At 57.5% G+C, this 25343-nt stretch carries 25 protein-coding genes; 22 read left to right on the top strand and 3 right to left on the bottom strand.

Annotation, left to right across the window (positions count from 1 at the left end; genetic code table 11):
* The first annotated feature begins 585 nt into the window (after window positions 1-585).
* From rpmH to mnmE, 5 genes are all read left to right on the top strand, one after another.
* Window positions 586-720 (top strand): 50S ribosomal protein L34, encoded by a 135-nt coding sequence (rpmH, locus tag RB216_RS29385; RefSeq protein ID WP_003213577.1) that lies wholly within the window; start codon window positions 586-588, stop codon window positions 718-720.
* Window positions 721-736: 16 nt separating this feature from the next.
* Window positions 737-1141: a ribonuclease P protein component gene (gene rnpA, locus RB216_RS29380; RefSeq protein ID WP_068937760.1), complete on the top strand. Its 405-nt coding sequence runs from the start codon at window positions 737-739 to the stop codon at window positions 1139-1141.
* On the top strand, window positions 1134-1379 hold the full coding sequence (yidD, locus tag RB216_RS29375; protein WP_003213574.1) for a membrane protein insertion efficiency factor YidD: 246 nt from the start codon (window positions 1134-1136) through the stop codon (window positions 1377-1379). Before rnpA ends, yidD begins: the two co-directional genes overlap by 8 nt.
* Before the next feature lie 2 nt (window positions 1380-1381).
* Window positions 1382-3064, top strand: coding sequence for a membrane protein insertase YidC (yidC, locus tag RB216_RS29370; RefSeq protein ID WP_028618586.1), 1683 nt, complete (start codon window positions 1382-1384; stop codon window positions 3062-3064).
* 79 nt (window positions 3065-3143) lie between these two features.
* The gene (mnmE, locus tag RB216_RS29365) at window positions 3144-4514 is read left to right on the top strand and encodes a tRNA uridine-5-carboxymethylaminomethyl(34) synthesis GTPase MnmE (RefSeq protein ID WP_028618585.1); all 1371 of its coding nucleotides are present in this window, start codon (window positions 3144-3146) and stop codon (window positions 4512-4514) included.
* Window positions 4515-4597: 83 nt separating this feature from the next.
* Here mnmE and RB216_RS29360 read toward each other — a convergent pair whose 3' ends face one another.
* From RB216_RS29360 to RB216_RS29350, 3 genes are all read right to left on the bottom strand, one after another.
* Entirely contained in the window at window positions 4598-7036 is a 2439-nt protein-coding gene (locus RB216_RS29360) for a TonB-dependent siderophore receptor (protein ID WP_308908166.1), read from the bottom strand.
* 92 nt (window positions 7037-7128) lie between these two features.
* Entirely contained in the window at window positions 7129-8073 is a 945-nt protein-coding gene (locus RB216_RS29355; RefSeq protein ID WP_308908165.1) for a FecR domain-containing protein, read from the bottom strand.
* Window positions 8073-8579 carry a sigma-70 family RNA polymerase sigma factor gene (locus RB216_RS29350; RefSeq protein ID WP_308908164.1) on the bottom strand — a complete coding sequence of 169 codons (507 nt, stop codon included), beginning with the start codon at window positions 8577-8579 and terminating at the stop codon, window positions 8073-8075. The genes RB216_RS29355 and RB216_RS29350 overlap by 1 nt, the downstream gene beginning before the upstream one ends.
* Before the next feature lie 565 nt (window positions 8580-9144).
* On the opposite strand from RB216_RS29350, the gene mnmG reads away from it, so the two are divergent.
* The 17 genes from mnmG to RB216_RS29265 all read left to right on the top strand — a co-directional run bounded on the left by mnmG (window position 9145) and on the right by RB216_RS29265 (window position 25343).
* Window positions 9145-11037, top strand: coding sequence for a tRNA uridine-5-carboxymethylaminomethyl(34) synthesis enzyme MnmG (gene mnmG / locus RB216_RS29345; RefSeq protein ID WP_068937761.1), 1893 nt, complete (start codon window positions 9145-9147; stop codon window positions 11035-11037).
* Complete coding sequence (gene rsmG / locus RB216_RS29340) at window positions 11034-11678, top strand: 16S rRNA (guanine(527)-N(7))-methyltransferase RsmG (protein WP_028618580.1); 645 nt, start codon at window positions 11034-11036, stop codon at window positions 11676-11678. The genes mnmG and rsmG overlap by 4 nt, the downstream gene beginning before the upstream one ends.
* Before the next feature lie 18 nt (window positions 11679-11696).
* Window positions 11697-12494 carry a ParA family protein gene (locus tag RB216_RS29335; protein ID WP_016978715.1) on the top strand — a complete coding sequence of 266 codons (798 nt, stop codon included), beginning with the start codon at window positions 11697-11699 and terminating at the stop codon, window positions 12492-12494.
* 9 nt (window positions 12495-12503) lie between these two features.
* Entirely contained in the window at window positions 12504-13376 is an 873-nt protein-coding gene (locus RB216_RS29330; protein ID WP_016970690.1) for a ParB/RepB/Spo0J family partition protein, read from the top strand.
* Between the two features lie 148 nt (window positions 13377-13524).
* Window positions 13525-13932: a F0F1 ATP synthase subunit I gene (locus RB216_RS29325; protein ID WP_010565865.1), complete on the top strand. Its 408-nt coding sequence runs from the start codon at window positions 13525-13527 to the stop codon at window positions 13930-13932.
* 16 nt (window positions 13933-13948) lie between these two features.
* Window positions 13949-14818, top strand: a complete 870-nt coding sequence (gene atpB, locus RB216_RS29320) for a F0F1 ATP synthase subunit A (protein WP_016978714.1) — start codon at window positions 13949-13951, stop codon at window positions 14816-14818.
* A gap of 134 nt (window positions 14819-14952) precedes the next feature.
* A complete protein-coding gene (gene atpE, locus RB216_RS29315) occupies window positions 14953-15210 on the top strand; it encodes a F0F1 ATP synthase subunit C (RefSeq protein ID WP_002555987.1) in 258 nt (85 codons plus the stop codon).
* A gap of 56 nt (window positions 15211-15266) precedes the next feature.
* Window positions 15267-15737, top strand: coding sequence for a F0F1 ATP synthase subunit B (locus tag RB216_RS29310; RefSeq protein ID WP_008439543.1), 471 nt, complete (start codon window positions 15267-15269; stop codon window positions 15735-15737).
* Window positions 15738-15749: 12 nt separating this feature from the next.
* Window positions 15750-16286, top strand: a complete 537-nt coding sequence (locus RB216_RS29305; RefSeq protein ID WP_028618579.1) for a F0F1 ATP synthase subunit delta — start codon at window positions 15750-15752, stop codon at window positions 16284-16286.
* Between the two features lie 21 nt (window positions 16287-16307).
* Window positions 16308-17852: a F0F1 ATP synthase subunit alpha gene (gene atpA, locus RB216_RS29300; protein WP_010207686.1), complete on the top strand. Its 1545-nt coding sequence runs from the start codon at window positions 16308-16310 to the stop codon at window positions 17850-17852.
* Window positions 17853-17902: 50 nt separating this feature from the next.
* Window positions 17903-18763: a F0F1 ATP synthase subunit gamma gene (gene atpG, locus RB216_RS29295; protein ID WP_028618578.1), complete on the top strand. Its 861-nt coding sequence runs from the start codon at window positions 17903-17905 to the stop codon at window positions 18761-18763.
* Window positions 18764-18790: 27 nt separating this feature from the next.
* Entirely contained in the window at window positions 18791-20167 is a 1377-nt protein-coding gene (gene atpD / locus RB216_RS29290) for a F0F1 ATP synthase subunit beta (RefSeq protein WP_010207684.1), read from the top strand.
* 44 nt (window positions 20168-20211) lie between these two features.
* Window positions 20212-20628, top strand: a complete 417-nt coding sequence (locus tag RB216_RS29285) for a F0F1 ATP synthase subunit epsilon (RefSeq protein ID WP_003177061.1) — start codon at window positions 20212-20214, stop codon at window positions 20626-20628.
* 123 nt (window positions 20629-20751) lie between these two features.
* The gene (gene glmU, locus RB216_RS29280; RefSeq protein WP_028618577.1) at window positions 20752-22119 is read left to right on the top strand and encodes a bifunctional UDP-N-acetylglucosamine diphosphorylase/glucosamine-1-phosphate N-acetyltransferase GlmU; all 1368 of its coding nucleotides are present in this window, start codon (window positions 20752-20754) and stop codon (window positions 22117-22119) included.
* Window positions 22120-22312: 193 nt separating this feature from the next.
* Window positions 22313-23080 (top strand): DeoR/GlpR family DNA-binding transcription regulator, encoded by a 768-nt coding sequence (locus RB216_RS29275; RefSeq protein WP_028618576.1) that lies wholly within the window; start codon window positions 22313-22315, stop codon window positions 23078-23080.
* A 10-nt stretch (window positions 23081-23090) separates the two neighbouring features.
* Complete coding sequence (glmS, locus tag RB216_RS29270) at window positions 23091-24923, top strand: glutamine--fructose-6-phosphate transaminase (isomerizing) (RefSeq protein WP_033900499.1); 1833 nt, start codon at window positions 23091-23093, stop codon at window positions 24921-24923.
* 60 nt (window positions 24924-24983) lie between these two features.
* Entirely contained in the window at window positions 24984-25343 is a 360-nt protein-coding gene (locus RB216_RS29265; protein ID WP_308908163.1) for an avidin-fold protein, read from the top strand.

The following is a 25343-nucleotide window of genomic DNA, read 5'->3' as shown; positions in this document are numbered from 1 at the left end:
GGATATCCCCTAAGTTGAAAGCCGGTGAGGCAAAAACAGCCGCCATTGTAGCGGCGAGCCGCCCACTTATCCACATGTAGGTTGATCAGAGGCCAGCCAAAATCAACGTCTTAACAGCAATAAAGGCGACCAATGGTCTGTGCATAAGCTCTGTGGATAAGCGCCCTTGAGGTCGTTGTACAAGTGGGGTCGAAAGTCTGTGGGTAACTAGCCTGTGGATAAAAAGCCATTCCACCCACAGCTTATCCGACAGCGCAGCACAGGCAGAGCACCGTTTCTCCCCCGTGTTGTCATTCTCTGTACAGCACGTAGAATATGGCCTTAAGGCAGTTATCCACAGATGATTGGCTGCCTAGCTTTTATAAGCTTTACAGAAAAGCTTTAAATAACTTCCTTCTTTATTTTTATATCTAAGCCGTGACCGGTGGAAGCCTGGCGGATAGAAATGACCGGATGGCCTGTGGAGATCTAATTAAAGGAAAAGCTGGTTGGAAATTGACCTAGAGGCTTGCTTTCACTAGAATCGCCGGTCTCTTAAAACGGGGGCCATTCCGGCCCGTTGTGGACGAACCAGGTAACAACGCCATGAAACGTACTTTCCAACCAAGCACCATCAAACGCGCCCGCACCCACGGCTTCCGTGCTCGCATGGCTACCAAGAACGGCCGTGCTGTCCTGTCGCGTCGTCGCGCCAAAGGTCGTGCGCGTCTGGCAGTTTGATAATCCGGTACTGGTGGTGAGTCAGGACTTCAGTCGGGAAAAGCGTCTGCTAACCCCCCGGCATTTCAAGGCAGTCTTTGACTCCCCCACCGGCAAGGTTCCGGGGAAAAATCTCCTGCTCCTTGCGCGTAACAACGATCTTGATCACCCCCGTCTCGGGTTGGTGATCGGCAAGAAGAGCGTAAAGCTCTCCGTTGAGCGCAATCGCCTCAAGCGTCTGATGCGCGAATCGTTTCGCCTCCACCAGGACACTCTGGTTGGTTGGGATATTGTTATCGTCGCGCGCAAAGGCTTGGGTGATGTAGAAAACCCCGAATTGATTCAGCATTTCGGCAAGCTCTGGAAACGTCTGGCGCGTACCAACAAACCAGCTCCAGCGGCCAACACCGAAACTGTAGGGGTAGACAGCACCGATGCGTAAACTGGCCCTCGTTCCGATCCAGTTTTACCGCTATGCCATTAGTCCTCTGATGGCCAACCACTGTCGTTTCTACCCCAGTTGTTCCTGCTACGCGTTAGAGGCCATAGAAAATCATGGTCTTCTGCGCGGTGGCTGGCTGACCTTTCGTCGTTTAGGTCGCTGTCATCCGTGGAATCCCGGTGGTTATGACCCGGTTCCACCTATCCCTACCTCCCGTTCTTCTTCGATGGCCGAGTAATCATGGATATTAAACGCACGATCCTGATCGTCGCCCTGGCAATCGTGTCCTACGTCATGGTTCTTAAGTGGAACCAGGACTACGGCCAAGCTGCCCTGCCGACTCAGAATGTTGCTACCAATCAGGCTGCGCCGGCTATTCCGGACACCCCGCTGGGTAACAATGCGTCCGCGAGTGCCGATGTTCCCAGCGCGAATGGCGAGACAAGCGCCCCTTTAGAAACGCCAGTGGTCACCAATAAAGACCTCATCCACGTAAAAACGGATGTGCTCGACCTGGCTATCGACCCACAAGGTGGTGATATCGCGCAGTTGAAACTGCCGCTGTATCCACGTCGCCAAGACCATCCGGATGTTCCGTTCCAACTGTTCGATAACGGTGGTGAACGTACTTATCTGGCGCAAAGTGGCCTGACCGGCACCAATGGTCCGGATGCTCGTGCTACCGGTCGTCCGGTTTATTCGTCCGAACAGAAGACTTATCAACTGGCTGATGGCCAGAACCAGTTGAACGTTGACCTGAAATTCAGCCTCGACGGCGTCAACTACATCAAGCGTTTCAGCTTTACCCGTGGTCTGTACGACTTGAAGGTCACTTACCTGATCGACAACGAAAGCGACAAACCATGGAGCGGCAACCTGTTTGCCCAGCTCAAGCGTGATGCCAGTTCCGATCCTTCTTCCAGCACCGCCACCGGCACCGCGACTTATCTGGGCGCCGCCCTGTGGACAAGTAGCGAACCGTATAAAAAAGTGTCGATGAAAGATATCGACAAGGGCTCGCTGAAAGAAACCGTCCAAGGTGGTTGGGTAGCCTGGCTGCAACACTACTTTGTGACCGCCTGGATCCCGAGCAAGGGCGACGCGAACCTGGTTCAAACCCGCAAGGACAGCCAGGGCAACTACATCATTGGCTTCACTGGCCCGGCGTTGACCGTCGCGCCAGGCGCCAAGGCTGAAACCAGCGCCACGTTGTACGCCGGCCCGAAAAGCCAGGCTGTGCTGAAGGAGTTGTCCCCAGGTCTGGAACTGACTGTGGATTACGGCTTCCTGTGGTTCATCGCCCAGCCGATTTTCTGGTTGCTGCAACATATCCACAGCATTGTGGGTAACTGGGGCTTCTCGATCATCTTCCTGACCATGCTGATCAAGGGGATCTTCTTCCCTCTGTCGGCAGCCAGCTACAAGTCGATGGCGCGCATGCGTGCCGTGGCCCCGAAACTGGCGGCGCTGAAAGAGCAGCATGGCGATGACCGGCAGAAAATGTCGCAGGCCATGATGGAGCTGTACAAGAAAGAGAAGATCAACCCGCTGGGTGGATGCTTGCCGATTCTGGTGCAGATGCCGGTATTCCTGTCGCTGTACTGGGTACTCCTGGAAAGCGTGGAAATGCGTCAGGCTCCGTTCATGCTGTGGATAACTGACCTGTCGATCAAAGACCCGTTCTTTATCCTGCCGATCATCATGGGCGCGACCATGTTTATCCAGCAGCGTTTGAACCCGACTCCGCCGGATCCGATGCAGGCCAAGGTAATGAAAATGATGCCAATCATCTTCACCTTCTTCTTCCTGTGGTTCCCTGCTGGTCTGGTGCTGTACTGGGTGGTCAACAACGTGTTGTCGATCTCTCAACAGTGGTACATCACACGTAAAATCGAAGCGGCTACCGCAAAAGCCTCTGCGTAATTTACTCTGTGGATAACCACTCAAGACGCCCCCTAGTGGGGCGTTTTGGTTTCCGTCACTTTAGTTCTGGAACCTGCTGATGAGCGCTCCTCGTGAAACCATCGCTGCTGTCGCTACCGCTCAAGGTCGCGGTGGTGTCGGTATCGTTAGAATTTCCGGGCCGCTCGCAAGCGTTGCAGCCAAGGCTATCAGCGGCCGCGAGTTGAAGCCGCGGTATGCCCATTACGGCCCGTTCCTGGATGCAGATGAAACGGTGCTGGACGAAGGCTTGGCTCTTTATTTCCCAGGGCCCAATTCCTTTACTGGGGAAGATGTCCTGGAATTGCAGGGCCACGGCGGCCCGGTTGTGCTGGATATGTTGCTGCAGCGTTGCCTGCAACTGGGCTGCCGTCTGGCCAGGCCTGGGGAATTCAGCGAACGCGCCTTTCTCAACGACAAGCTCGACCTGGCCCAGGCTGAGGCCATTGCTGATTTGATCGAAGCCAGTTCTGCACAGGCTGCACGCAACGCACTGCGCTCGCTGCAGGGCGCGTTCTCGCTACGTGTGCATAACCTGACCGAACAACTGATCAGCCTACGCATATACGTCGAGGCGGCGATTGATTTTCCCGAGGAAGAAATCGATTTCCTCGCCGATGGCCATGTATTGGCGATGCTCGATAAAGTCCGTGATGAGTTATCCACAGTGCTGCGTGAAGCCGGGCAGGGTGCGCTGCTGCGTGACGGCATGACGGTGGTGATTGCTGGACGGCCCAATGCAGGCAAATCCAGTCTGTTGAATGCGCTGGCGGGGCGTGAGGCCGCCATCGTCACTGAGATCGCCGGCACCACCCGGGATATCCTGCGCGAACATATCCACATCGACGGCATGCCATTGCACGTGGTCGACACCGCCGGCTTGCGCGACACCGATGACCAAGTGGAAAAGATCGGCGTGGAACGCGCGCTCAAGGCCATCGGCGAAGCGGATCGAGTTCTGCTGGTGGTGGATGCGACGGCGCCCGAGGCTGTGGATCCTTTCGCGTTGTGGCCGGAGTTCCTTGAGCAACGGCCGGACCCAGCGAAGGTCACCTTGATTCGTAACAAAGCCGACCTGACGGGTGAAGCCATTGCGATGGAAACCAGCGCGGATGGTCACGTCACGATCAGCCTGAGCGCCAAGTCGGCGGGTGAAGGCCTGGAACTGCTGCGCGAGCATCTTAAGGCCTGTATGGGCTACGAGCAGACCTCGGAAAGCAGCTTCAGTGCGCGCCGTAGGCACCTGGAGGCGTTGCGCCACGCGAGCGCAGCGTTGGAGCACGGCCGGGCACAGTTGACCTTAGCAGGGGCAGGGGAGCTGCTGGCAGAGGATCTCCGTCAGGCGCAGCAGCTGTTGGGAGAGATAACCGGTGCATTCAGCTCCGATGATTTGTTGGGCCGGATCTTCTCCAGCTTCTGCATCGGTAAATAAAAAAGTTATCCACAGGCCCTGCAGGCATTGGCTTGGCAGCGATAGCGGCCTGAAGAACACCACATTCTTCAGGCCCTCACCCATCACCAGTTGTACGAAACCGTCCCAAGCAGCGTGCGGCTATCCCCCCAATAGCAGCGGCCTGCATCGTTGCAACCAGATACATATTCCTTGTCGAACAGGTTCTTGGCGTTCACATCCACAGACCAATGTTTGTCGATTTGATAGCCAACGGCTGCGTCCACCAAGGTGACGCTTCCTGCATCCAACTTCCCGTATAGCGATGGCGCGGTGTAGGAAAAGGTGCTGTCGAAATAACGCACACCGCCGCCCAACGACAAACCTTTGAGTTGGCCATCAAGGAAGCGGTACTTGCCCCATACCGAAGCCTGGTTGCGTGGAACCCCCGTCATCTGGTGCCCTTCGACCAGCGATGTGGCCGAATCCTTGGTAATCCGAGCATCAGTGTAGGTGTAAGCGGCCGTCACATTCAGGTTGGGCGTGATGTTGCTGTTCACCTCGACTTCCGCACCTTTGGCCCGGCTTTCGCCCACCTGGCGATAGCTGTTGGTGGTGGCGTCGAGGTAGGTGTCGTCTTCCTTGCGCAGGTCATACAGCGACAGGGTCATCGCCGTATCCCAGCCGATCGGCTCGTACTTCACACCCACTTCGTACTGACTACTGGTAATCGGCTTCAGCGGTGACCCGGCATTGGAGATCTGCTGCACCGGCACAAATGCGGTGGAGTAGCTGACGTACGGCGTCAGGCCGTTGTCGAACTGGTACATCACCCCGCCTTGGTAGGTGAACTTGCGATCTTCCGAGCCGGTGTTACTGGCCTTGTTGACCTTGTCGCGGAAATCGCTGTCGACCCAATCCTGACGGCCACCCAGCAAGAACAGCCAGTGGTCGTACTTGCTCTGGATCTGTGCATAAACGCCCTTCATCTGCTGCTCGAGCAAGGTGTTTTGCACTGCCACCGGCGTAAGCGGATCACGCAAATACACGGGGTTATACACATTGATGGTGCCGGCGAAACCGGCGTCCCAATCCTGATTGAACGAAGTGCGGTCATAGCTGGCACCCAACAGCACCGTATTTTCCAGACCGCCCACCTGGAATTTGCCTTCCAACTGGTTATCCAGGGAATACACCATCGACTTGTTGTAGCGGTCATAGGCGGTCATGTTCAGTTGCGTACCAAACCCGCGGTTATTCAGGGCGCTGGGCCAGGTTTCATGGCGGTTGATGCGCGACTGCATATACCGCGAGTTCTGGCGGAACTGCCAATCGTCGTTGAAGCTGTGGCTGAATTCGTAACCGGTGCTCCAGGCTTCACGTTCAAAAGTGTTCCAGTCCGGGTCGCCGAGCATGGTGTGCTTGGACAGCTTGCCATTGGGATTTGTCAGCAAGGTGCCGGCGGCCGGTAGGCCAAGTTCGAGATTGGTGTGGTCCTTTTGATAATTAGCCAACAGGGTAAGGATGTTGTAGTCGTCGAAATTCAGGGTCAGTGATGGCGCGATGTACAGGCGATCATCTGGCACATGGTCGGTCTGCGTGTCGGATTTGCGACCGAGCATCACAACTCGGCCAAGAATATTGTCGCTGTCATTGAGCGGCCCCGAGATATCCACACCCAACTGACGCCGATTATTCGAGCCATACCCCAGCTGGACCTCACCTTGCGGCGTGGCTGTCGGGTGCTTGCTCACCAGGTTCACCAAACCGCCAGGTGCGTTTTCGCCGTAGAGCAGGGAAGAGGGGCCACGGAAGATTTCGACGCGCTCCAGGCCATACGGCTCACTGGTGGTGTCATACCGATTGCCCTGTACACGTAGGCCATCTCGCAGCAAACCGTAGCCGTAATCGGTGGCATTGAAACCACGAATGAAGAACAGGTCACCGGCCAGACCGTCGCCGGCAGCAAAGGGTGGCGCAAAGATACCTGGCACGTAGCCCAACACTTCCGTCAGGGTCTGTGACTTCTGGTCCTTGATGCGCTGACCGGTGACTACGGATACCGAACGCGGCGTTTCTGACAGAGGCGTACTGGTCTTGGTACCGACGCGGCTGTTTTGTGCCTTGTAGCCCACATCCCCGGCGATCTCCTGGTTGAACCCGTCCTGTTGATAAGTGCTGACCGTGGTGGGCGCAAGCGTGAGCTGCCCAGCAGGAATGGCCTGCAGGACATAGCTGCCGGGCGCCTGGGCTACCGCTTGTAAACCCGAGTTCTGCAGCAACAGCGCGAAGCCTTGCTCTACCGAATAGTCGCCTTCAATCCCGGTCGAGTTCAAACGCGCAGTTTGCTGGGGCGAGAAAGATAGAATCACATTCGCCCGAGCGGCAAATTGGCTCAACGCATTGTCCAGGGGGCCCGAAGCAATAGCGTAGTGCTGCACCGCGCTGGCGGCCAGGACATCAGTGGATAACAAAATACCGCCGGTGGCTGCCGTGCCGAGTAGCAGGCTGCACGTCATACCGTGGTAGGAAAGTCGCTGGCGGAGCTTGGAAGGGAGGCGCATAAGTGGATAAGCCCTGAAGGTGGCGTCGTGATTACCTGTAGGGCCGTGTCAGGTCAAAAAAAGATAACCCCTTGTGCGGATATTTTTTGCAATCAGCCGATTCGTTTCACTGAAACCCAATAGCGGGTGAAATACTTCACCTGGATCGGCAGGGTTGCCTGCAGATTGGCCAGTACCGCATCGGTGGAATCCAGGCGGAAGGTCCCGGAGACACGCAGGCGTGCCGACGCCAAGTCGCATTGCAGGACACCCGGGCGGTAGCGGGCGACGTCTTCGATCACATCCCCGAGGCGAGCATCCAATACGATCAACTGACCATCGACCCACGCCGCTTGTGAGTCGCGGTAAGCGTGGTTAAGCCCCACGTGTTGGCGATCGAAGTCAGCGCTTTCACCGGCACTGAGTAGCCGCGCGTGATTGGGTTGGTCACCAGGCGCTACGCTCACCCGATCCTCGAGGACGCCGACACGTGTGGAGTCTGGCAACTGGCGCACGGTGAAGGTGGTGCCCAAGGCCTGGATTCGGCCTTGGCGGGTCTCGACATAAAAGGGCGTCTGGCCACCCCGCTTGCCGGTGTGGATAAGTACTTCACCTTCACGCAGGCGAATCAAACGCTGGCGCCCATCGAATACCACGTCAATTGCCGTACGGGTGTTCAGATCAATCCGCGTACCGTCAGCCAGCTCGATACGCCGGCGCTCACCCACGGACGTCCGGTAGTCGGCCCATACATTGCCCAGGGGCGTGTGTTGCTGGACATTCCAGCCGAGGTACCCGGTACCGCCCAGCACCAGCATCCACTTCAACACCTGGCGCCGTTGCTGGCCGGTCGACAAGGCCCGGCGGGTGAAATCCTGGGGCAGGGCGCCGAGACTGCGCTGCAACTGCTCCATCTGGTTCCACGCGGCCTGATGGGACGGATCGCCGTTGAGCCATTGTTGCCAGGCTTGGCGCTCGGCGGCGGTAGGGGTTTGGGATTGAAACTGCACATACCAATTGGCAGCGGCCTCGAAGGTCTTGCGATCAGGCGCCGCCATTACAAGCTGGCCATGATCAATGCGCATTCGGTCAATGCACGGATCATGTGCTTCTTCACCGTGGTCAGTGAAACCTGAAGCTGATCGGTAATCTGTTGATAAGTCAGGCCCTCGATCTGCGACAGCATGAATATCCGCCGTGCTCGCTCGCCGAGTGCCGACAAGGCTTTATCCACAGCTACCAACGTCTCGATGATGATGGCTTTGTCTTCTTCGCTGATGGCTATGGCTTCAGGCCGTTCGGCCAAGGTTTGCTTATAGGCCTGTTCGATGGCATGTCGACGGTAGCGATCAATCACCAAGCCCCTGGCAATGGTCGCCAAATAGTCTCGCGGTTCAACGATCTGCGCCGCATGCCGCCCGCCCAGGATGCGCACGAACGTGTCGTGCGCCACATCGGCCGCATCGCAGGCGTTATGCAACCTCCCTTTGAGCCACCCGTGCAGCCAGGAATGGTGCTGCTCATAGATGTTCTGGACCGCAGCCGTGTGTGAAGAAGGGGACATAGGGCAAGACAATGTAGGTTAATGATAATCGCTATTATTAACTGCCCTGTCGTTTTCTCACAATAGATCTCTTTTTTTGCTGTGCTCACCACCGATTGGAGGTTTCAGTTGACGTTGTCGTGGACTGAATACGGACAGCTTTACCGATTTTTGTGGATTAAGCCCTGTGAATAACCGCCTCTGTGCCCAGTTGATAACAGGGCCTGAAACCTGAGTAAAAACCCGCCTGTGGATAAGCACCTGTTTAATCCACAGGCTTAAAGCACTTATCCAAGCCCCTCATTGGCACATGACCACAGACTTTTGAATCGCTGTACACAATGTAAAAAAAGGCCTGCAGAGATCTATCCACAGAAAGGTGGCTACATAGAAATAAACATAAAAACAAAGATTTAATAAATTTCTCTCTTTTAATTTCTATTGTCTGTGATTCATCCACAGCTGGTTAAATTTTGTGCAAAGGGTTCTTTAGGAAGGGCTAAGTCCCTATACTTGCCGCCAAAGCTCTAAAACTCTTTCAACAGACAATTCCTGATTACCTACATAAGCAGGCACGAGGTGCGTGGTGGATTTCCCTTCCCGTTTTGAAGTGATCGTCATCGGCGGCGGTCATGCCGGTACCGAGGCAGCACTGGCGTCAGCACGCATGGGCGTAAAAACCCTGTTGTTGACGCATAACGTGGAAACCCTCGGAGCAATGAGTTGCAACCCCGCCATTGGTGGGATCGGCAAAAGCCATTTGGTCAAGGAAATCGATGCCCTTGGCGGCGTGATGGCCATGGCTACCGATAAGGGTGGTATTCAATTTCGTGTGCTCAACAGCCGCAAAGGCCCAGCCGTACGGGCTACCCGGGCTCAAGCCGACCGCATCCTGTACAAGGCTGCTGTGCGCGAAACCCTGGAAAACCAACCAAACCTGTGGATATTTCAGCAAGCCGCGGATGACCTGATCGTCGAACAAGACCAGGTACGTGGGGTTGTCACGCAAATGGGCCTGCGTTTCTTCGCGGAATCCGTGGTGTTGACCACCGGCACATTCCTCGGCGGACTTATCCACATTGGTATGCAGAACTATTCCGGCGGTCGCGCCGGTGATCCGCCGTCGATTGCTTTGGCAAAACGCCTGCGTGAATTGCCGCTGCGTGTCGGCCGTCTGAAAACCGGGACCCCGCCGCGTATCGACGGGCGTTCTGTGGACTTCTCGGTGATGACCGAACAGGCCGGCGATACGCCGATCCCGGTCATGTCGTTCATGGGTTCCAAAGAACAGCACCCGAAACAGGTAAGCTGCTGGATCACCCACACCAATGCCCGCACCCACGAAATCATTGCTGCGAACCTCGATCGTTCGCCGATGTACTCCGGTGTGATCGAAGGGATCGGCCCGCGTTATTGCCCGTCGATCGAAGACAAGATCCACCGCTTTGCCGACAAGGAAAGCCATCAGGTCTTCATCGAGCCCGAAGGCTTGACCACTCATGAGCTGTACCCGAACGGCATTTCCACTTCCCTGCCGTTCGACGTGCAAATCCAGATCGTGCAATCGATCCGCGGCATGGAAAACGCACACATCGTGCGTCCGGGCTACGCCATCGAATACGACTATTTCGACCCGCGCGACCTGAAGTACAGCCTGGAAACCAAAGTGATTGGCGGTCTGTTCTTCGCTGGCCAAATCAACGGAACCACCGGTTATGAAGAAGCCGGCGCCCAAGGTTTGCTGGCCGGGACCAACGCAGCATTGCGTGCGCAAGGCAAAGACAGCTGGTGCCCACGTCGAGACGAAGCGTATATCGGCGTTTTGGTCGATGACCTGATTACATTGGGCACCCAGGAACCGTACCGGATGTTCACCTCTCGGGCGGAATACCGTTTGATCCTGCGCGAGGACAACGCCGACCTGCGCCTGACCGAAAAAGGACGTGAACTTGGCCTGGTCGATGATGTGCGTTGGGAAGCCTTCTGCAAAAAACGCGAAAGCATTGCATTGGAAGAACAGCGCCTGAAAAGCACCTGGGTTCGCCCGGGGACTGAACAAGGCGACGCGATCGCTGAAAAATTCGGCACGCCGCTGACCCACGAGTACAACTTGCTCAACCTGCTGTCCCGTCCGGAAATCGACTACGCTGGTCTGGTCGAAGTGACCGGCCAGGGCGCGGAAGATCCACAGGTCGCCGAGCAGGTCGAAATCAAGACCAAATACGCCGGTTACATTGACCGCCAACAGGACGAGATCGCTCGCCTGCGCGCCAGTGAAGACACCAAGTTGCCTGTGGATATCGACTACACCGGGATTTCCGGCTTGTCGAAAGAAATCCAAAGCAAGCTGGGGATAACTCGCCCCGAGACATTGGGCCAGGCTTCACGTATTCCCGGCGTCACCCCAGCAGCCATTTCGCTGTTGATGATTCATTTGAAAAAACGCGGCGCGGGCCGTCAGTTGGAGCAAAGCGCTTGAGTTCGTTGGTCACCTCGCAACACGCAGAAGAGTTATCCACAGGCGCACGCCAGTTGGGCGTCGACCTGACCGAAACCCAGCACGAGCTGCTGTTGGGGTATTTGGCGTTGTTGATCAAATGGAACAAGGCTTACAACCTGACCGCAGTGCGTGATCCCGACGAAATGGTGTCCCGTCACCTGCTCGACAGCTTGAGCGTGATGCCATTCATCGAAAACGGCCGCTGGCTTGACGTTGGCAGTGGCGGCGGCATGCCTGGTATTCCGTTGGCCATCCTGTTTCCCGAGTCCCAAGTGACCTGCCTGGACAGCAACGGCAAGAAAACCCGTTTCCTGACCCAGGTCAAACTCGAACTCAAGCTGGATAACCTGCAAGTTATCCACAGTCGCGTCGAAGCCTTCACGCCTGAACAGCCTTTCAACGGAATTGTTTCCAGGGCCTTCAGCAGCATGGAGAACTTCAGCAACTGGACCCGCCACCTCGGCGACCGCGATACCCGCTGGCTGGCAATGAAGGGCGTCCATCCAAGCGATGAGCTGTTAGCATTGCCGGCAGACTTCCACCTCGATAGCGAACACGCCTTGGCTGTACCCGGTTGCCAAGGCCAACGCCATCTGCTGATACTGCGCCGCACGGCATGATTGGGAACACAAGCAAGAATGGCTAAGGTATTCGCGATAGCGAACCAGAAAGGTGGCGTGGGCAAAACCACCACCTGCATCAACCTCGCAGCATCCCTGGTCGCCACCAAGCGCCGGGTGCTGTTGATCGATCTCGATCCACAGGGCAACGCCACCATGGGTAGCGGTGTGGATAAACACGGCCTGGAAAACTCGGTCTACGACTTGCTGATTGGCGAGTGCGACCTGGCCCAGGCCATGCACTACTCCGAACACGGCGGTTATCAACTGCTGCCGGCCAACCGCGATTTGACCGCGGCGGAAGTGGTGCTGCTGGAAATGCAGATGAAGGAAAGCCGTCTGCGTAGCGCCTTGGCGCCGATCCGCGAGAATTACGACTACATTTTGATCGACTGCCCGCCGTCACTGTCGATGCTCACGCTGAACGCGTTGGTGGCAGCTGATGGGGTGATTATCCCCATGCAGTGCGAGTACTACGCACTGGAAGGCTTGAGCGACCTTGTGGATAACATCAAGCGTATCGCTGAGTTGCTCAACCCGAACCTGCAGATCGAAGGCTTGCTGCGGACCATGTTCGATCCGCGCCTGAGCCTGATGAACGATGTGTCGGCGCAGCTCAAGGAACATTTCGGTGATCAGCTTTACGACACGGTGATCCCGCGCAACATCCGTCTGGCCGAAGCGCCAAGCTACGGCATGCCCGCGCTGGCGTACGACAAGTCATCCCGTGGTGCCATTGCCTACCTGGCCCTGGCCGGCGAGATGGTTCGTCGCCAACGCCGCAACTCACGCACCGCTGCAGCCCAGCCAACTTAAGGAATCCCCATGGCCGTCAAGAAACGAGGTCTCGGACGTGGACTGGATGCACTGTTGAGTGGTCCGACCGTCACATCGCTTGAAGAACAAGCGGTGCAGGCCGACGAGCGCGAGTTGCAGCACCTGCCGCTGGACCTGATCCAGCGCGGCAAATACCAGCCACGCCGGGACATGGACCCCCAGGCACTGGAAGAACTGGCCAATTCGATCAAGGCCCAGGGCGTGATGCAGCCAATCGTGGTACGCCCGATTGGCGGCGGCCGCTTTGAAATCATCGCCGGTGAGCGCCGCTGGCGTGCCAGCCAGCAGGCCGGCAAGGAAACCATCCCGGCGATGGTGCGCGATGTACCGGATGAAACCGCCATCGCCATGGCGTTGATCGAGAACATCCAGCGCGAAGATCTCAACCCGATCGAAGAAGCGATCGCGTTGCAGCGTTTGCAACAGGAATTCCAGCTGACCCAGCAACAGGTGGCCGAGGCGGTGGGTAAATCCCGCGTAACCGTGTCCAACTTGCTGCGTTTGATTGCGCTGCCGGAAGTCATCAAGACCATGTTGTCCCACGGCGACCTGGAAATGGGTCACGCCCGTGCTTTGCTCGGTTTGCCGGAAAATCAACAGGTTGAAGGGGCGCGACACGTTGTCGCACGGGGGCTCACCGTTCGCCAGACCGAGGCGTTGGTTCGCCAGTGGCTCAGCGGCAAACCTGCACCGGTCGAAACGGCTAAACCTGATCCGGATATCGCCCGTCTCGAGCAGCGCCTGGCCGAGCGCCTGGGCTCTGCGGTGCAAATTCGCCACGGCAAGAAAGGCAAAGGGCAATTGGTCATCGGTTATAACTCGCTTGATGAGCTCCAGGGCGTCCTTGCCCACATCCGCTGAAACATTTGCTTATGTAGCGTGTGATCGGAAATCACTACCCGACAGTTGAATAGGGGCAGAACCGCCCCTATACTCTGCGCGCATTTTGTCGGCACAAATTATGCCAAGTTATTGATTTCCGGCAGCCGACCATTGAGGAGCAAGAGTGATGGAAACCCGCACGCCAAACACGTTGCCGTTCCATCGCTTGGCCGTTTTTCCGGTTTTATTGGCTCAATTTGTCATTTTGCTGATCGCCGCGTTGGCGCTTTGGTATTGGCATGGAGTCGTTGCCGGATATTCAGGACTCTGCGGAGGCCTGATAGCCTTGCTGCCCAATATGTATTTTGCTCACAGGGCCTTTCGGTTTTCCGGCGCCCGAGCAGCCCAGGCTATCGTCCGGTCATTTTATGCCGGCGAGGCAGGGAAACTGATTTTGACGGCAGTGCTGTTTGCACTGACCTTTGCAGGTGTGAAGCCATTGGCGCCGCTGGCTGTATTCGGCGTCTTCGTGTTGACCCAACTGGTCAGCTGGTTCGCTCCCCTGCTAATGAAAACAAGACTTTCGAAACCTTAGGGCGTTTGAGGCAACCATGGCAGAAACAACCGCTTCGGGCTATATCCAGCACCACTTGCAGAACCTGACCTTCGGTCAGCTTCCTAATGGCGGCTGGGGCTTTGCCCACTCCGCAGCAGAGGCCAAAGAAATGGGCTTCTGGGCTTTCCACCTGGATACTCTGGGCTGGTCGGTCGCATTGGGTCTGATCTTCGTCTTCATTTTCCGCATGGCGGCAAAGAAGGCGACTTCCGGTCAGCCAGGTGCTTTGCAGAACTTCGTTGAAGTACTGGTCGAATTCGTCGATGGCAGCGTGAAAGACAGCTTCCATGGCCGTAGCCCGGTGATCGCACCGCTGGCACTGACCATCTTCGTCTGGGTGTTCCTGATGAACGCCGTCGACCTGATCCCGGTTGACTGGATTCCTCAGCTGGCCATGGCGATCAGCGGCGACCCGCACATTCCATTCCGTGCCGTATCGACCACTGACCCGAACGCTACCCTGGGCATGGCCCTGTCGGTCTTCGCGTTGATCATTTTCTACAGCATCAAGATCAAGGGCATCGGCGGCTTCATCGGCGAACTGACCCTGCACCCGTTCGGCAGCAAGAACATCTTCGTTCAAGCCCTGCTGATCCCGGTGAACTTCCTGCTGGAATTCGTGACCCTGATCGCCAAGCCGATTTCCCTGGCTCTGCGACTGTTCGGCAACATGTATGCCGGCGAGCTGGTATTCATTCTGATCGCTGTGATGTTCGGCAGCGGCCTGCTCTGGCTTAGCGGCCTGGGCATTGTTCTGCAGTGGGCGTGGGCTGTGTTCCACATCCTGATCATCACCCTGCAGGCCTTCATCTTCATGATGCTGACCATCGTCTACCTGTCGATGGCGCACGAAGAGAACCATTAAGACCAGTCTCGACTAGTCTGATGTCCTTCCCGGTCAAACGGGAAGGTAGGCCCTACCGGGCTATGAAACGATTTGTTTTACCGCTTTAAAATCTAAAAAACCTAAACCATACGACGTAAAAGTCGGGAGGAAAGATGGAAACTGTAGTTGGTCTAACCGCTATCGCTGTTGCACTGTTGATCGGCCTGGGCGCCCTGGGTACTGCCATTGGTTTCGGCCTGCTGGGCGGCAAGTTCCTGGAAGGCGCAGCGCGTCAGCCAGAAATGGTTCCAATGCTGCAAGTTAAAATGTTCATCGTCGCCGGCCTGCTCGACGCCGTGACCATGATCGGTGTTGGTATCGCTCTGTTCTTCACCTTCGCGAACCCTTTCGTTGGTCAACTCGCCGGTTAATCACTCGTCTTTTCGAGTGATTGGTGTGTTGTGCAACGAATGAGCGAGGTATTGGCGTGAACATTAATGCAACCATTATTGGTCAGTCCTTAGCGTTCTTGATTTTTGTCGTTTTCTGCATGAAGTTCGTATGGCCTCCGGTCATCGCAGCTCTGCACGAACGTCAGAAGAAGATCGCGGATGGGCTGGACGCTGCAGCACGAGCAGCTCGCGACCTGGAGTTGGCCCAAGATAAAGCGGGTCAACAACTGCGCGAAGCGAAAGCTCAAGCAGCCGAAATCATTGAGCAAGCCAAGAAACGCGGTAACCAGATCGTTGAAGAGGCTGTTGAAAAAGCCCGTATCGACGCTGACCGTGTGAAGGTTCAGGCTCAGGCCGAGATCGAGCAGGAACTGAACGGTGTCAAAGATGCGCTGCGTGCCCAACTGGGTGCTCTGGCCGTCGGCGGTGCTGAGAAGATCCTGGGTGCCACAATCGATCAAAACGCGCACGCGGAGCTGGTAAACAAACTGGCTGCTGAAATTTAAGCGAGGGCGATCATGGCAGAATTGACCACGTTGGCCCGACCTTACGCTAAGGCAGCCTTCGAGCACGCCCAGGCCCACCAGCAGCTGGCCTCTTGGTCAGCCATGCTCGGCCTGGCTGCAGCAGTGTCGCAAGACGACACAATGCAGAGCGTGCTCAAGGCCCCGCGACTGACGAGCGCAGACAAGGCCGCCACTTTTATTGAAGTGTGCGGCGACAAGTTTGATGTGAAAGTGCAGAACTTCATCCACGTCGTTGCCGAAAACGACCGTCTCCTGCTTCTGCCGGAGATTGCCGCTCTGTTCGACCTGTACAAGGCCGAGCAAGAGAAGTCGGTAGACGTTGAAGTGACCAGTGCTTTTGCATTGAACCAAGAACAGCAAGACAAACTCGCCAAGGTTCTCAGTGCACGACTCGACCGGGAAGTGCGCCTGCAAGTTGCGGAAGACAAGTCCCTCATTGGGGGCATTGTCATTCGCGCCGGCGACCTGGTTATCGATGGCTCGATTCGCGGCAAACTCGCGAATCTTGCCGAAGCATTGAAATCTTGAGTTTGAAGGGGCAGCAGAGCAATGCAGCAACTCAATCCTTCCGAAATAAGTGAAATTATCAAGGGCCGCATCGACAAGCTCGATGTGACCTCCCAAGCCCGTAACGAAGGCACTGTCGTCAGCGTATCTGACGGTATCGTGCGGATTCACGGTCTGGCCGACGTAATGTCCGGCGAGATGATCGAGTTTCCGGGCGGCGTCTTCGGTATGGCCCTCAACCTGGAGCAGGACTCCGTAGGTGCCGTTATCCTGGGCGCTTACCAGTCTCTGGCTGAAGGCATGAGCGCCAAGTGCACTGGCCGCATCCTGGAGGTTCCGGTTGGTAAGGAACTGCTGGGTCGCGTAGTCGACGCACTGGGTAACCCTGTTGACGGCAAAGGTCCACTGGGCAACACCGAGACCGACGCGGTCGAGAAAGTTGCTCCAGGCGTGATCTGGCGTAAGTCGGTAGACCAGCCTGTACAGACTGGCTACAAGGCTGTCGATGCCATGATCCCTGTCGGCCGTGGCCAGCGTGAGCTGATCATCGGTGACCGTCAGATCGGTAAAACCGCTCTGGCGATCGACGCGATCATCAACCAGAAAGACAGCGGCATTTTCTGCGTCTACGTAGCCATCGGTCAGAAGCAATCGACCATCGCCAACGTGGTTCGCAAGCTGGAAGAGAACGGCGCACTGAAAAACACGATCATCGTGGCTGCCAGTGCTTCGGAATCGCCTGCACTGCAATACCTGGCACCGTATGCCGGTTGCACCATGGGTGAATTCTTCCGCGACCGCGGTGAAGACGCGCTGATCGTTTATGACGATCTGTCCAAGCAAGCAGTGGCTTACCGCCAGATTTCCCTGCTGCTGCGCCGTCCACCAGGCCGTGAAGCTTACCCAGGCGACGTGTTCTATCTCCACTCCCGTCTGCTGGAGCGCGCATCCCGCGTTTCGGAAGAGTACGTAGAGAAGTTCACCAACGGCGCAGTGACCGGCAAAACCGGTTCCCTGACCGCACTGCCGATCATCGAAACCCAGGCTGGCGACGTTTCCGCGTTCGTTCCGACCAACGTGATTTCCATCACCGACGGTCAGATCTTCCTGGAATCGGCCATGTTCAACTCGGGCATCCGCCCTGCAGTGAACGCCGGTGTTTCGGTATCCCGTGTGGGTGGTGCCGCTCAGACCAAGATCATCAAGAAGCTCTCCGGTGGTATCCGTACCGCTCTGGCTCAGTACCGTGAACTGGCGGCATTCGCCCAGTTCGCTTCTGACCTGGACGAAGCGACCCGTAAGCAACTTGAGCATGGTCAGCGCGTTACCGAGCTGATGAAGCAGAAGCAATACGCCCCAATGTCGATCGCTGACATGGCGTTGTCGCTGTATGCCGCTGAGCGTGGGTTCCTGACTGACGTCGAAATCGCCAAGGTCGGCAGCTTTGAACAAGCGCTGATTGCTTACTTCAACCGCGATCACGCCGACTTGTTGGCCAAGATCAACGTGAAGGGTGACTTCAATGACGAAATCGACGCTGGCCTCAAAGCCGGTATCGAGAAGTTCAAGGCCACCCAAACCTGGTAAGCCGCAGCGGGAGCCGCAAGGCTCCCGCTTGCTAACCTGATAGGTGTTACATGGCAGGCGCAAAAGAGATTCGCAGTAAGATTGCGAGCATCAAAAGCACGCAAAAGATTACCAGCGCCATGGAAAAAGTGGCGGTCAGCAAAATGCGCAAGGCACAAATGCGCATGGCTGCTAGCCGTCCTTATGCGGAGCGTATCCGCCAGGTAATTGGGCATCTGGCCAACGCCAACCCGGAATACCGCCACCCATTCATGATCGAGCGCGAAGTTAAGCGTGTGGGTTATGTGGTTGTGAGCAGTGACCGTGGTTTGTGCGGTGGTTTGAATACCAACCTGTTCAAGGCCCTGGTCAAGGACATGGCGGTAAACCGCGAAAACGGCGTCGAGATTGATCTGTGTGTAGTTGGTAGCAAGGGTGCGGCCTTTTTCCGCAACTTCGGCGGCAACGTCGTAGCAGCTATCAGCCACCTGGGTGAAGAGCCGTCGATCAACGATTTGATCGGCAGTGTGAAGGTGATGCTGGATGCATACCTGGAAGGCCGGATTGACCGCCTCTCCGTGGTATCCAACAAGTTCATCAACACCATGACCCAGCAGCCAACCGTGGAGCAATTGATTCCACTGGTGGCGACTCCGGATCAGGAACTCAAGCACCACTGGGACTACCTCTACGAACCAGACGCCAAAGAGCTGCTTGACGGCTTGATGGTGCGCTACGTGGAGTCGCAGGTGTACCAGGCGGTGGTCGAGAACAACGCAGCTGAACAAGCGGCGCGGATGATCGCGATGAAAAACGCTACCGATAACGCCGGTGATCTGATCAGCGATTTGCAGCTGATCTACAACAAGGCGCGTCAGGCTGCGATCACCCAAGAGATCTCGGAAATCGTCGGCGGCGCTGCCGCGGTTTAACGGTTCAAATATTCAGAGGATCCAGCTATGAGTAGCGGACGTATCGTTCAAATCATCGGCGCCGTTATCGACGTGGAATTTCCACGCGACAGCGTACCGAGCATCTACAACGCGCTGAAAGTACAAGGCGCGGACACTACCCTGGAAGTTCAGCAGCAGCTGGGCGACGGCGTAGTTCGTACCATTGCGATGGGTTCCACCGAAGGCTTGAAGCGCGGTCTGGACGTTGTCGACTCTGGCGCAGCCATCTCCGTACCGGTCGGTAAAGCGACCCTGGGCCGGATCATGGACGTACTGGGCAACCCGATTGACGAAGCTGGTCCGATCGACACCGAAGAGCGTTGGGGCATTCACCGTCCAGCACCTTCGTTCGCGGAACAAGCTGGCGGCAACGACCTGCTGGAAACCGGCATCAAGGTTATCGACCTGGTTTGCCCGTTCGCCAAAGGCGGTAAAGTCGGTCTGTTCGGTGGTGCCGGTGTAGGCAAGACCGTAAACATGATGGAACTGATCCGTAACATCGCCATCGAGCACAGCGGTTATTCCGTGTTCGCCGGTGTGGGTGAGCGTACCCGTGAGGGTAACGACTTCTACCACGAGATGAAGGACTCCAACGTTCTGGACAAAGTGGCACTGGTTTACGGTCAGATGAACGAGCCGCCGGGTAACCGTCTGCGCGTAGCACTGACCGGCCTGACCATGGCCGAGAAGTTCCGTGACGAAGGTAACGATGTTCTGCTGTTCGTCGACAACATCTACCGTTACACCCTGGCCGGTACTGAAGTATCCGCACTGCTGGGCCGTATGCCTTCCGCAGTAGGTTACCAGCCGACCCTGGCTGAAGAGATGGGCGTTCTGCAAGAACGTATCACTTCGACCAAGGAAGGTTCGATCACGTCGATCCAAGCGGTATACGTACCTGCGGATGACTTGACCGACCCGTCGCCAGCGACCACCTTCGCCCACTTGGACGCCACCGTCGTTCTGTCCCGTGACATCGCTTCCCTGGGTATCTACCCAGCGGTCGATCCACTCGACTCGACATCGCGCCAGCTGGACCCGAACGTGATCGGCCAGGAGCACTACGACACCGCTCGCGGCGTTCAGTACGTGCTGCAGCGTTACAAAGAACTGAAGGACATCATTGCGATCCTGGGTATGGACGAGCTGTCGGAAGCCGACAAGCAGTTGGTAAACCGTGCTCGTAAGATCCAGCGTTTCTTGTCGCAGCCGTTCTTCGTGGCTGAAGTCTTCACCGGTGCATCGGGTAAATACGTTTCCCTGAAAGACACCATTGCTGGCTTCAAAGGCATCCTCAACGGTGACTACGACCACCTGCCAGAACAAGCGTTCTACATGGTCGGCGGCATCGAAGAAGCGATCGAGAAAGCCAAGAAACTGTAATCCAGGCGCCCGGAAACGGGCGCTCATCAGGTTGAGGCAATCAGATGGCTATGACAGTCCATTGCGATATCGTCAGCGCGGAAGGGGAAATCTTCTCCGGTCTGGTAGAGATGGTGATTGCACACGGCGAACTCGGTGACCTTGGTATTGCCATGGGTCACGCGCCGTTGATCACCAGCTTGAAGCCAGGTCCGATCACTCTGACCAAGCAAGGCGGGGAAAAAGAGGTGTTTTACATCTCTGGTGGTTTCCTCGAGGTTCAGCCGAACATGGTCAAGGTTCTTGCCGACACCGTGCAACGTGCTGGCGACCTGGATGAAGCCTCCGCTCAGGAAGCCGTCAAGGCTGCTGAGAAGGCCCTGAACGAAAAGGGTGCGGACTTCGACTACAGCGCTGCTGCTGTACGTCTGGCCGAGGCTGCAGCTCAGCTGCGCACGCTCCAGCAGATCCGCAAGAAGTAACCGGCCACGCCGTCATGCTTCATGCGCGATTGATTAAAAAGGGTAGCCTCGGCTACCCTTTTTCTTTTTCAGCACAACACTTCTTTGGTCTGAAGCCGGACCGCCCAGGATTGGTAGCCACTCATGTCTCTTGAAATCGTCATTCTCGCCGCAGGCCAGGGCACCCGCATGCGTTCGGCCCTGCCCAAGGTGCTGCACCCGGTTGCCGGCAATTCCATGCTGGGCCATGTTATCCACAGCGCCCGGCAACTCGATCCGCAACGCATTCATGTAGTGATCGGCCATGGCGCCGATGTGGTACGTGAGCGCCTCGCCGCGGACGATCTGAATTTCGTATTGCAAGACAAACAACTGGGCACCGGCCATGCCACCGCCCAAGCCGTGCCGTTCATCACCGCCGACACTGTGCTGATCCTCTACGGCGACGTACCGCTGATCGAAGTCCAAACCCTGCAACGCCTGCTCAAGCACGTCGTGCCTGGCCAGATGGGCCTGCTGACGGTTGAACTGGATGATCCCACCGGTTACGGGCGCATCGTGCGTAACGCCGATGGCAAGGTTGCCGCTATTGTCGAGCACAAAGATGCCAGCGAAGCCCAGCGCGCCATTACCGAGGGCAACACCGGGATCCTGGCGGTCCCCGCCGATAAGCTCGGCGACTGGATGAGCCGCCTGTCCAATAACAACGCCCAGGGCGAGTACTACCTCACCGACGTCATCGAGATGGCAGTAAGCGATGGCCTGCTGGTCGCCACCGAGCAGCCCCACGACCCGATGGAAGTGCAGGGCGCCAACGACCGCAAGCAACTCGCCGAACTGGAACGTCACTACCAATTGCGCGAAGGCCGTCGCCTGATGGCCCAAGGCGTGACCTTGCGTGACCCGGCACGCTTCGATGTACGCGGTGAAGTGACCGTCGGCCGCGATGTGCTGATCGACATCAACGTGATCCTCGAAGGCCGCGTGATCATCGAGGACGACGTGGTGATTGGCCCTAACTGCGTGATCAAGGACAGTACCCTGCGCAAAGGCGTGGTGGTCAAGGCCAACAGTCACTTGGACGGTGCGGTGATGGGGGAGGGCAGCGATGCGGGTCCGTTTGCGCGACTGCGCCCCGGAACCGTCATGGGCGCCAGGGCGCACGTGGGCAATTTCGTAGAGCTGAAAAACGCCAAAATGGGTGACGATGCGAAGGCCGGCCACTTGGCCTACCTCGGTGATGCGGTGATTGGGGCTCGCAGCAACATTGGCGCTGGTGCCATTACCTGTAATTACGACGGCGCGAACAAGTACCAGACTACCATTGGTGAAGACGTATTTATCGGCTCCAACAACTCGCTGATCGCCCCCGTTTCTATCGGAGATGGCTCGAACACCGCAGCGGGCTCAACCATCAACCAGGATGTGGATAAGTCTCAACTGGCGGTAGCCCGCGCCCGCCAACGCAACATCGACGGCTGGAAGCGCCCGGTCAAAATCAAAAAGACTTGAGTTATCCACAACCCGCACAACCTGTAGGAGCCGGCTTGCCAGCGATAGCGCCCGAATGTTCACCGCCGAACAAAGCGACGCTATCGCCGGCAAGCCGGCTCCTACAGGTTTTTTTGTGTCTCCCGCTTGACGATCTTTCGGCAATAGGTTTTGATTGCTTTCGTTATCTTTCGAAACGAAACTTAAAGTCAAAATGTCGAAACGAAATACACCCCAACGACGCCACAACATCCTGACCTTGCTCAATGAACAGGGCGAAGTCAGCGTGGACGAATTGGCCAAGCGTTTCGAGACGTCGGAAGTTACGATCCGTAAGGACCTGGCCGCACTCGAAAGCAACGGCCTGCTGCTGCGTCGCTACGGGGGCGCCATCACCATGCCCCAGGAGTTGGTGGGCGACGCTGCCCAGCCCATCTCGGTGTACAAGCGCGCCATCGCCCGTGCCGCCGTGATGCGCCTGCGTGAACACGCTCGCATCATCATCGACAGTGGCAGCACCACCGCCGCCATGATCCCCGAACTGGGCCACCAGCCAGGCCTGGTGGTGATGACCAACTCCCTGCACGTGGCCCGCGCCTTGAGCGAACTGGAACACGAGCCGGTGCTGTTGATGACCGGCGGCACCTGGGATCCGCATTCGGACTCGTTCCAGGGCCAGGTTGCCGAGCAGGTGCTGCGTTCTTACGACTTCGATCAACTGTTCATCGGTGCCGACGGCATCGACTTGGAACGCGGCACCACCACCTTCAACGAATTGCTGGGCCTGAGCCGCGTCATGGCCGAGGTCGCCCGTGAAGTGGTAGTGATGGTCGAATCCGACAAGATCGGCCGCAAGATTCCCAACCTGGAACTGCCCTGGAGCAGCGTCCATACCCTTATCACCGATGATCGCCTGCCGCTTGAGGCCCGCGACCAGATCCAAGCCCGCGGCATTACGCTGATATGCGCGGCAATCATCTAGGAGAAACACCATGTGTGGCATCGTAGGCGCAGTCGCTGAACGCAACATCACCCCGATCCTGCTCGAAGGCCTCAAGCGCCTGGAATACCGCGGCTATGATAGCGCTGGTGTGGCGGTCTTCACCAACGCCGGCAAGCTGGAGCGCATGCGCCGTCCGGGCAAGGTCAGCGAGTTGGAGCAGGCCCTGGCCGGCGAGCCGCTGGTTGGCCGCCTGGGTATTGCCCACACCCGTTGGGCGACTCACGGTGCGCCCTGCGAACGCAACGCCCACCCGCACTTCTCGGGCGACCTGGCCGTGGTGCACAACGGCATCATCGAAAACCACGAAGTGCTGCGTGAACAACTCAAGGGCCTGGGCTACGTGTTCACTTCGGACACCGACACTGAAGTCATCGCCCATCTGCTCAACCATAAACTCAAGGATCTGGGCGACCTGACCGTTGCCCTCAAGGCCACCGTCAAAGAGCTTCACGGCGCTTACGGCCTGGCCGTGGTCAGTGCCAGCCAACCGGACCGCGTAGTCGCTGCTCGCAGTGGCAGCCCGCTGGTGATCGGCCTGGGCCTGGGCGAAAACTTCCTCGCCTCCGACCAATTGGCCCTGCGCCAGGTCACCGACCGCTTCATGTACCTGGAAGAAGGCGATATCGCCGACATCCGCCGTGAAAGCGTGGCGATCTGGGACGTTAACGGTCAGTCCGTCGAGCGCGAAGCCGTGCAATACCGCGACGGCGCCGAAGCGGCCGACAAAGGTGAATACCGCCACTTCATGCTCAAGGAAATCCACGAGCAGCCAGCGGTGGTGCAACGCACCCTGGAAGGTCGCCTGAGCCAGAACCAAGTGCTGGTCAACGCCTTCGGCCCACAGGCCGCCGAGCTGTTCGCCAAAGTGCGGAACGTGCAGATCGTTGCCTGTGGCACCAGCTACCACGCTGGCATGGTTGCGCGTTACTGGCTGGAAGAACTGGCCGGCATCCCGTGCCAGGTCGAAGTCGCCAGCGAATTCCGCTACCGCAAGGTGGTGGTGCAGCCCGACACCCTGTTCGTGACCATCTCCCAGTCCGGCGAAACCGCCGACACCCTGGCCGCCCTGCGCAATGCCAAGGAGCTGGGCTTCCTGGCCAGCCTGGCGATCTGCAACGTCAGCATCAGCTCCCTGGTGCGTGAGTCCGACCTGACCCTGCTGACCCAGGCCGGTCGTGAAATTGGTGTGGCGTCCACCAAAGCCTTCACCACCCAGCTGGTGGGTCTGTTGCTGCTGACCCTGTCCCTGGGTCAAGTGCGCGGCACCCTGGCCGAAGGCGTTGAAGCCACGCTGGTCGAAGAATTGCGCCGCCTGCCGACCCGTCTGGGCGAAGCCCTGGCCATGGACAGCACCGTGGAAAAAGTCGCCGAGCTGTTCGCCGACAAGAACCACACCCTGTTCCTCGGCCGTGGCGCGCAATACCCGGTGGCGATGGAGGGTTCGCTCAAGCTCAAGGAAATCTCATACATCCACGCCGAAGCCTACCCGGCCGGTGAACTCAAGCATGGCCCATTGGCCCTGGTGGATGACGACATGCCGGTGGTTACCGTGGCGCCGAACAACGAACTGCTGGAGAAGCTCAAGTCCAACCTGCAGGAAGTCCGCGCCCGTGGCGGCCAACTGGTGGTGTTCGCCGACGAAAAAGCCGGCATGACCAACGGTGAAGGCACCCACGTCATCAACATGCCGCACATCAACGACACCCTGTCGCCGATCCTCTACACCATCCCGCTGCAGTTGCTCTCGTACTACGTCGCCGTGCTCAAGGGTACTGACGTCGACCAGCCGCGTAACCTAGCGAAGTCGGTGACCGTGGAGTAATCCGCCACACCCTGGAGGCCCGCCCGGGTCTCCAGGCTCCCGCGAAAGGACGCGCCCTCAATGCAAACCCCCTCCCAGCTTCACCAACGCTTGAACAACCGTCGCTTCACCGTCGCCAACAATGCCCAGGGGCTTTCCGGCTCGGGCACGGTGTTTCATTACCTTGTCGAGGGTGATGCCATCTCCAGCACTTACCAAGGCGGGCGCATTCGCCTGGGCACGCAAGTGGGACGAGTGACAGGCCCGGACACTATCGAATTGCTGTTTCAGTGCCTGACCTTGGACGGTGAGCTGCTGTCCGGTTGGTCGCGTGGCACGGTCGGCTTGGATGTTGCCGGGGTTACCACGCTGAGTTTTGTCTGGGGTTGGTTGTCGGGGGCGACGGGAGGCGGGGAGTCAAGCTACGTTGAGCTTGCTTGA

This window comes from Pseudomonas canadensis, assembly GCF_030980095.1.
Taxonomy (GTDB): domain Bacteria; phylum Pseudomonadota; class Gammaproteobacteria; order Pseudomonadales; family Pseudomonadaceae; genus Aquipseudomonas; species Aquipseudomonas canadensis.
The sequence above is the reverse complement of the archived record's forward strand: the minus strand, read 5'-3'. Positions and strand labels throughout refer to the sequence as shown.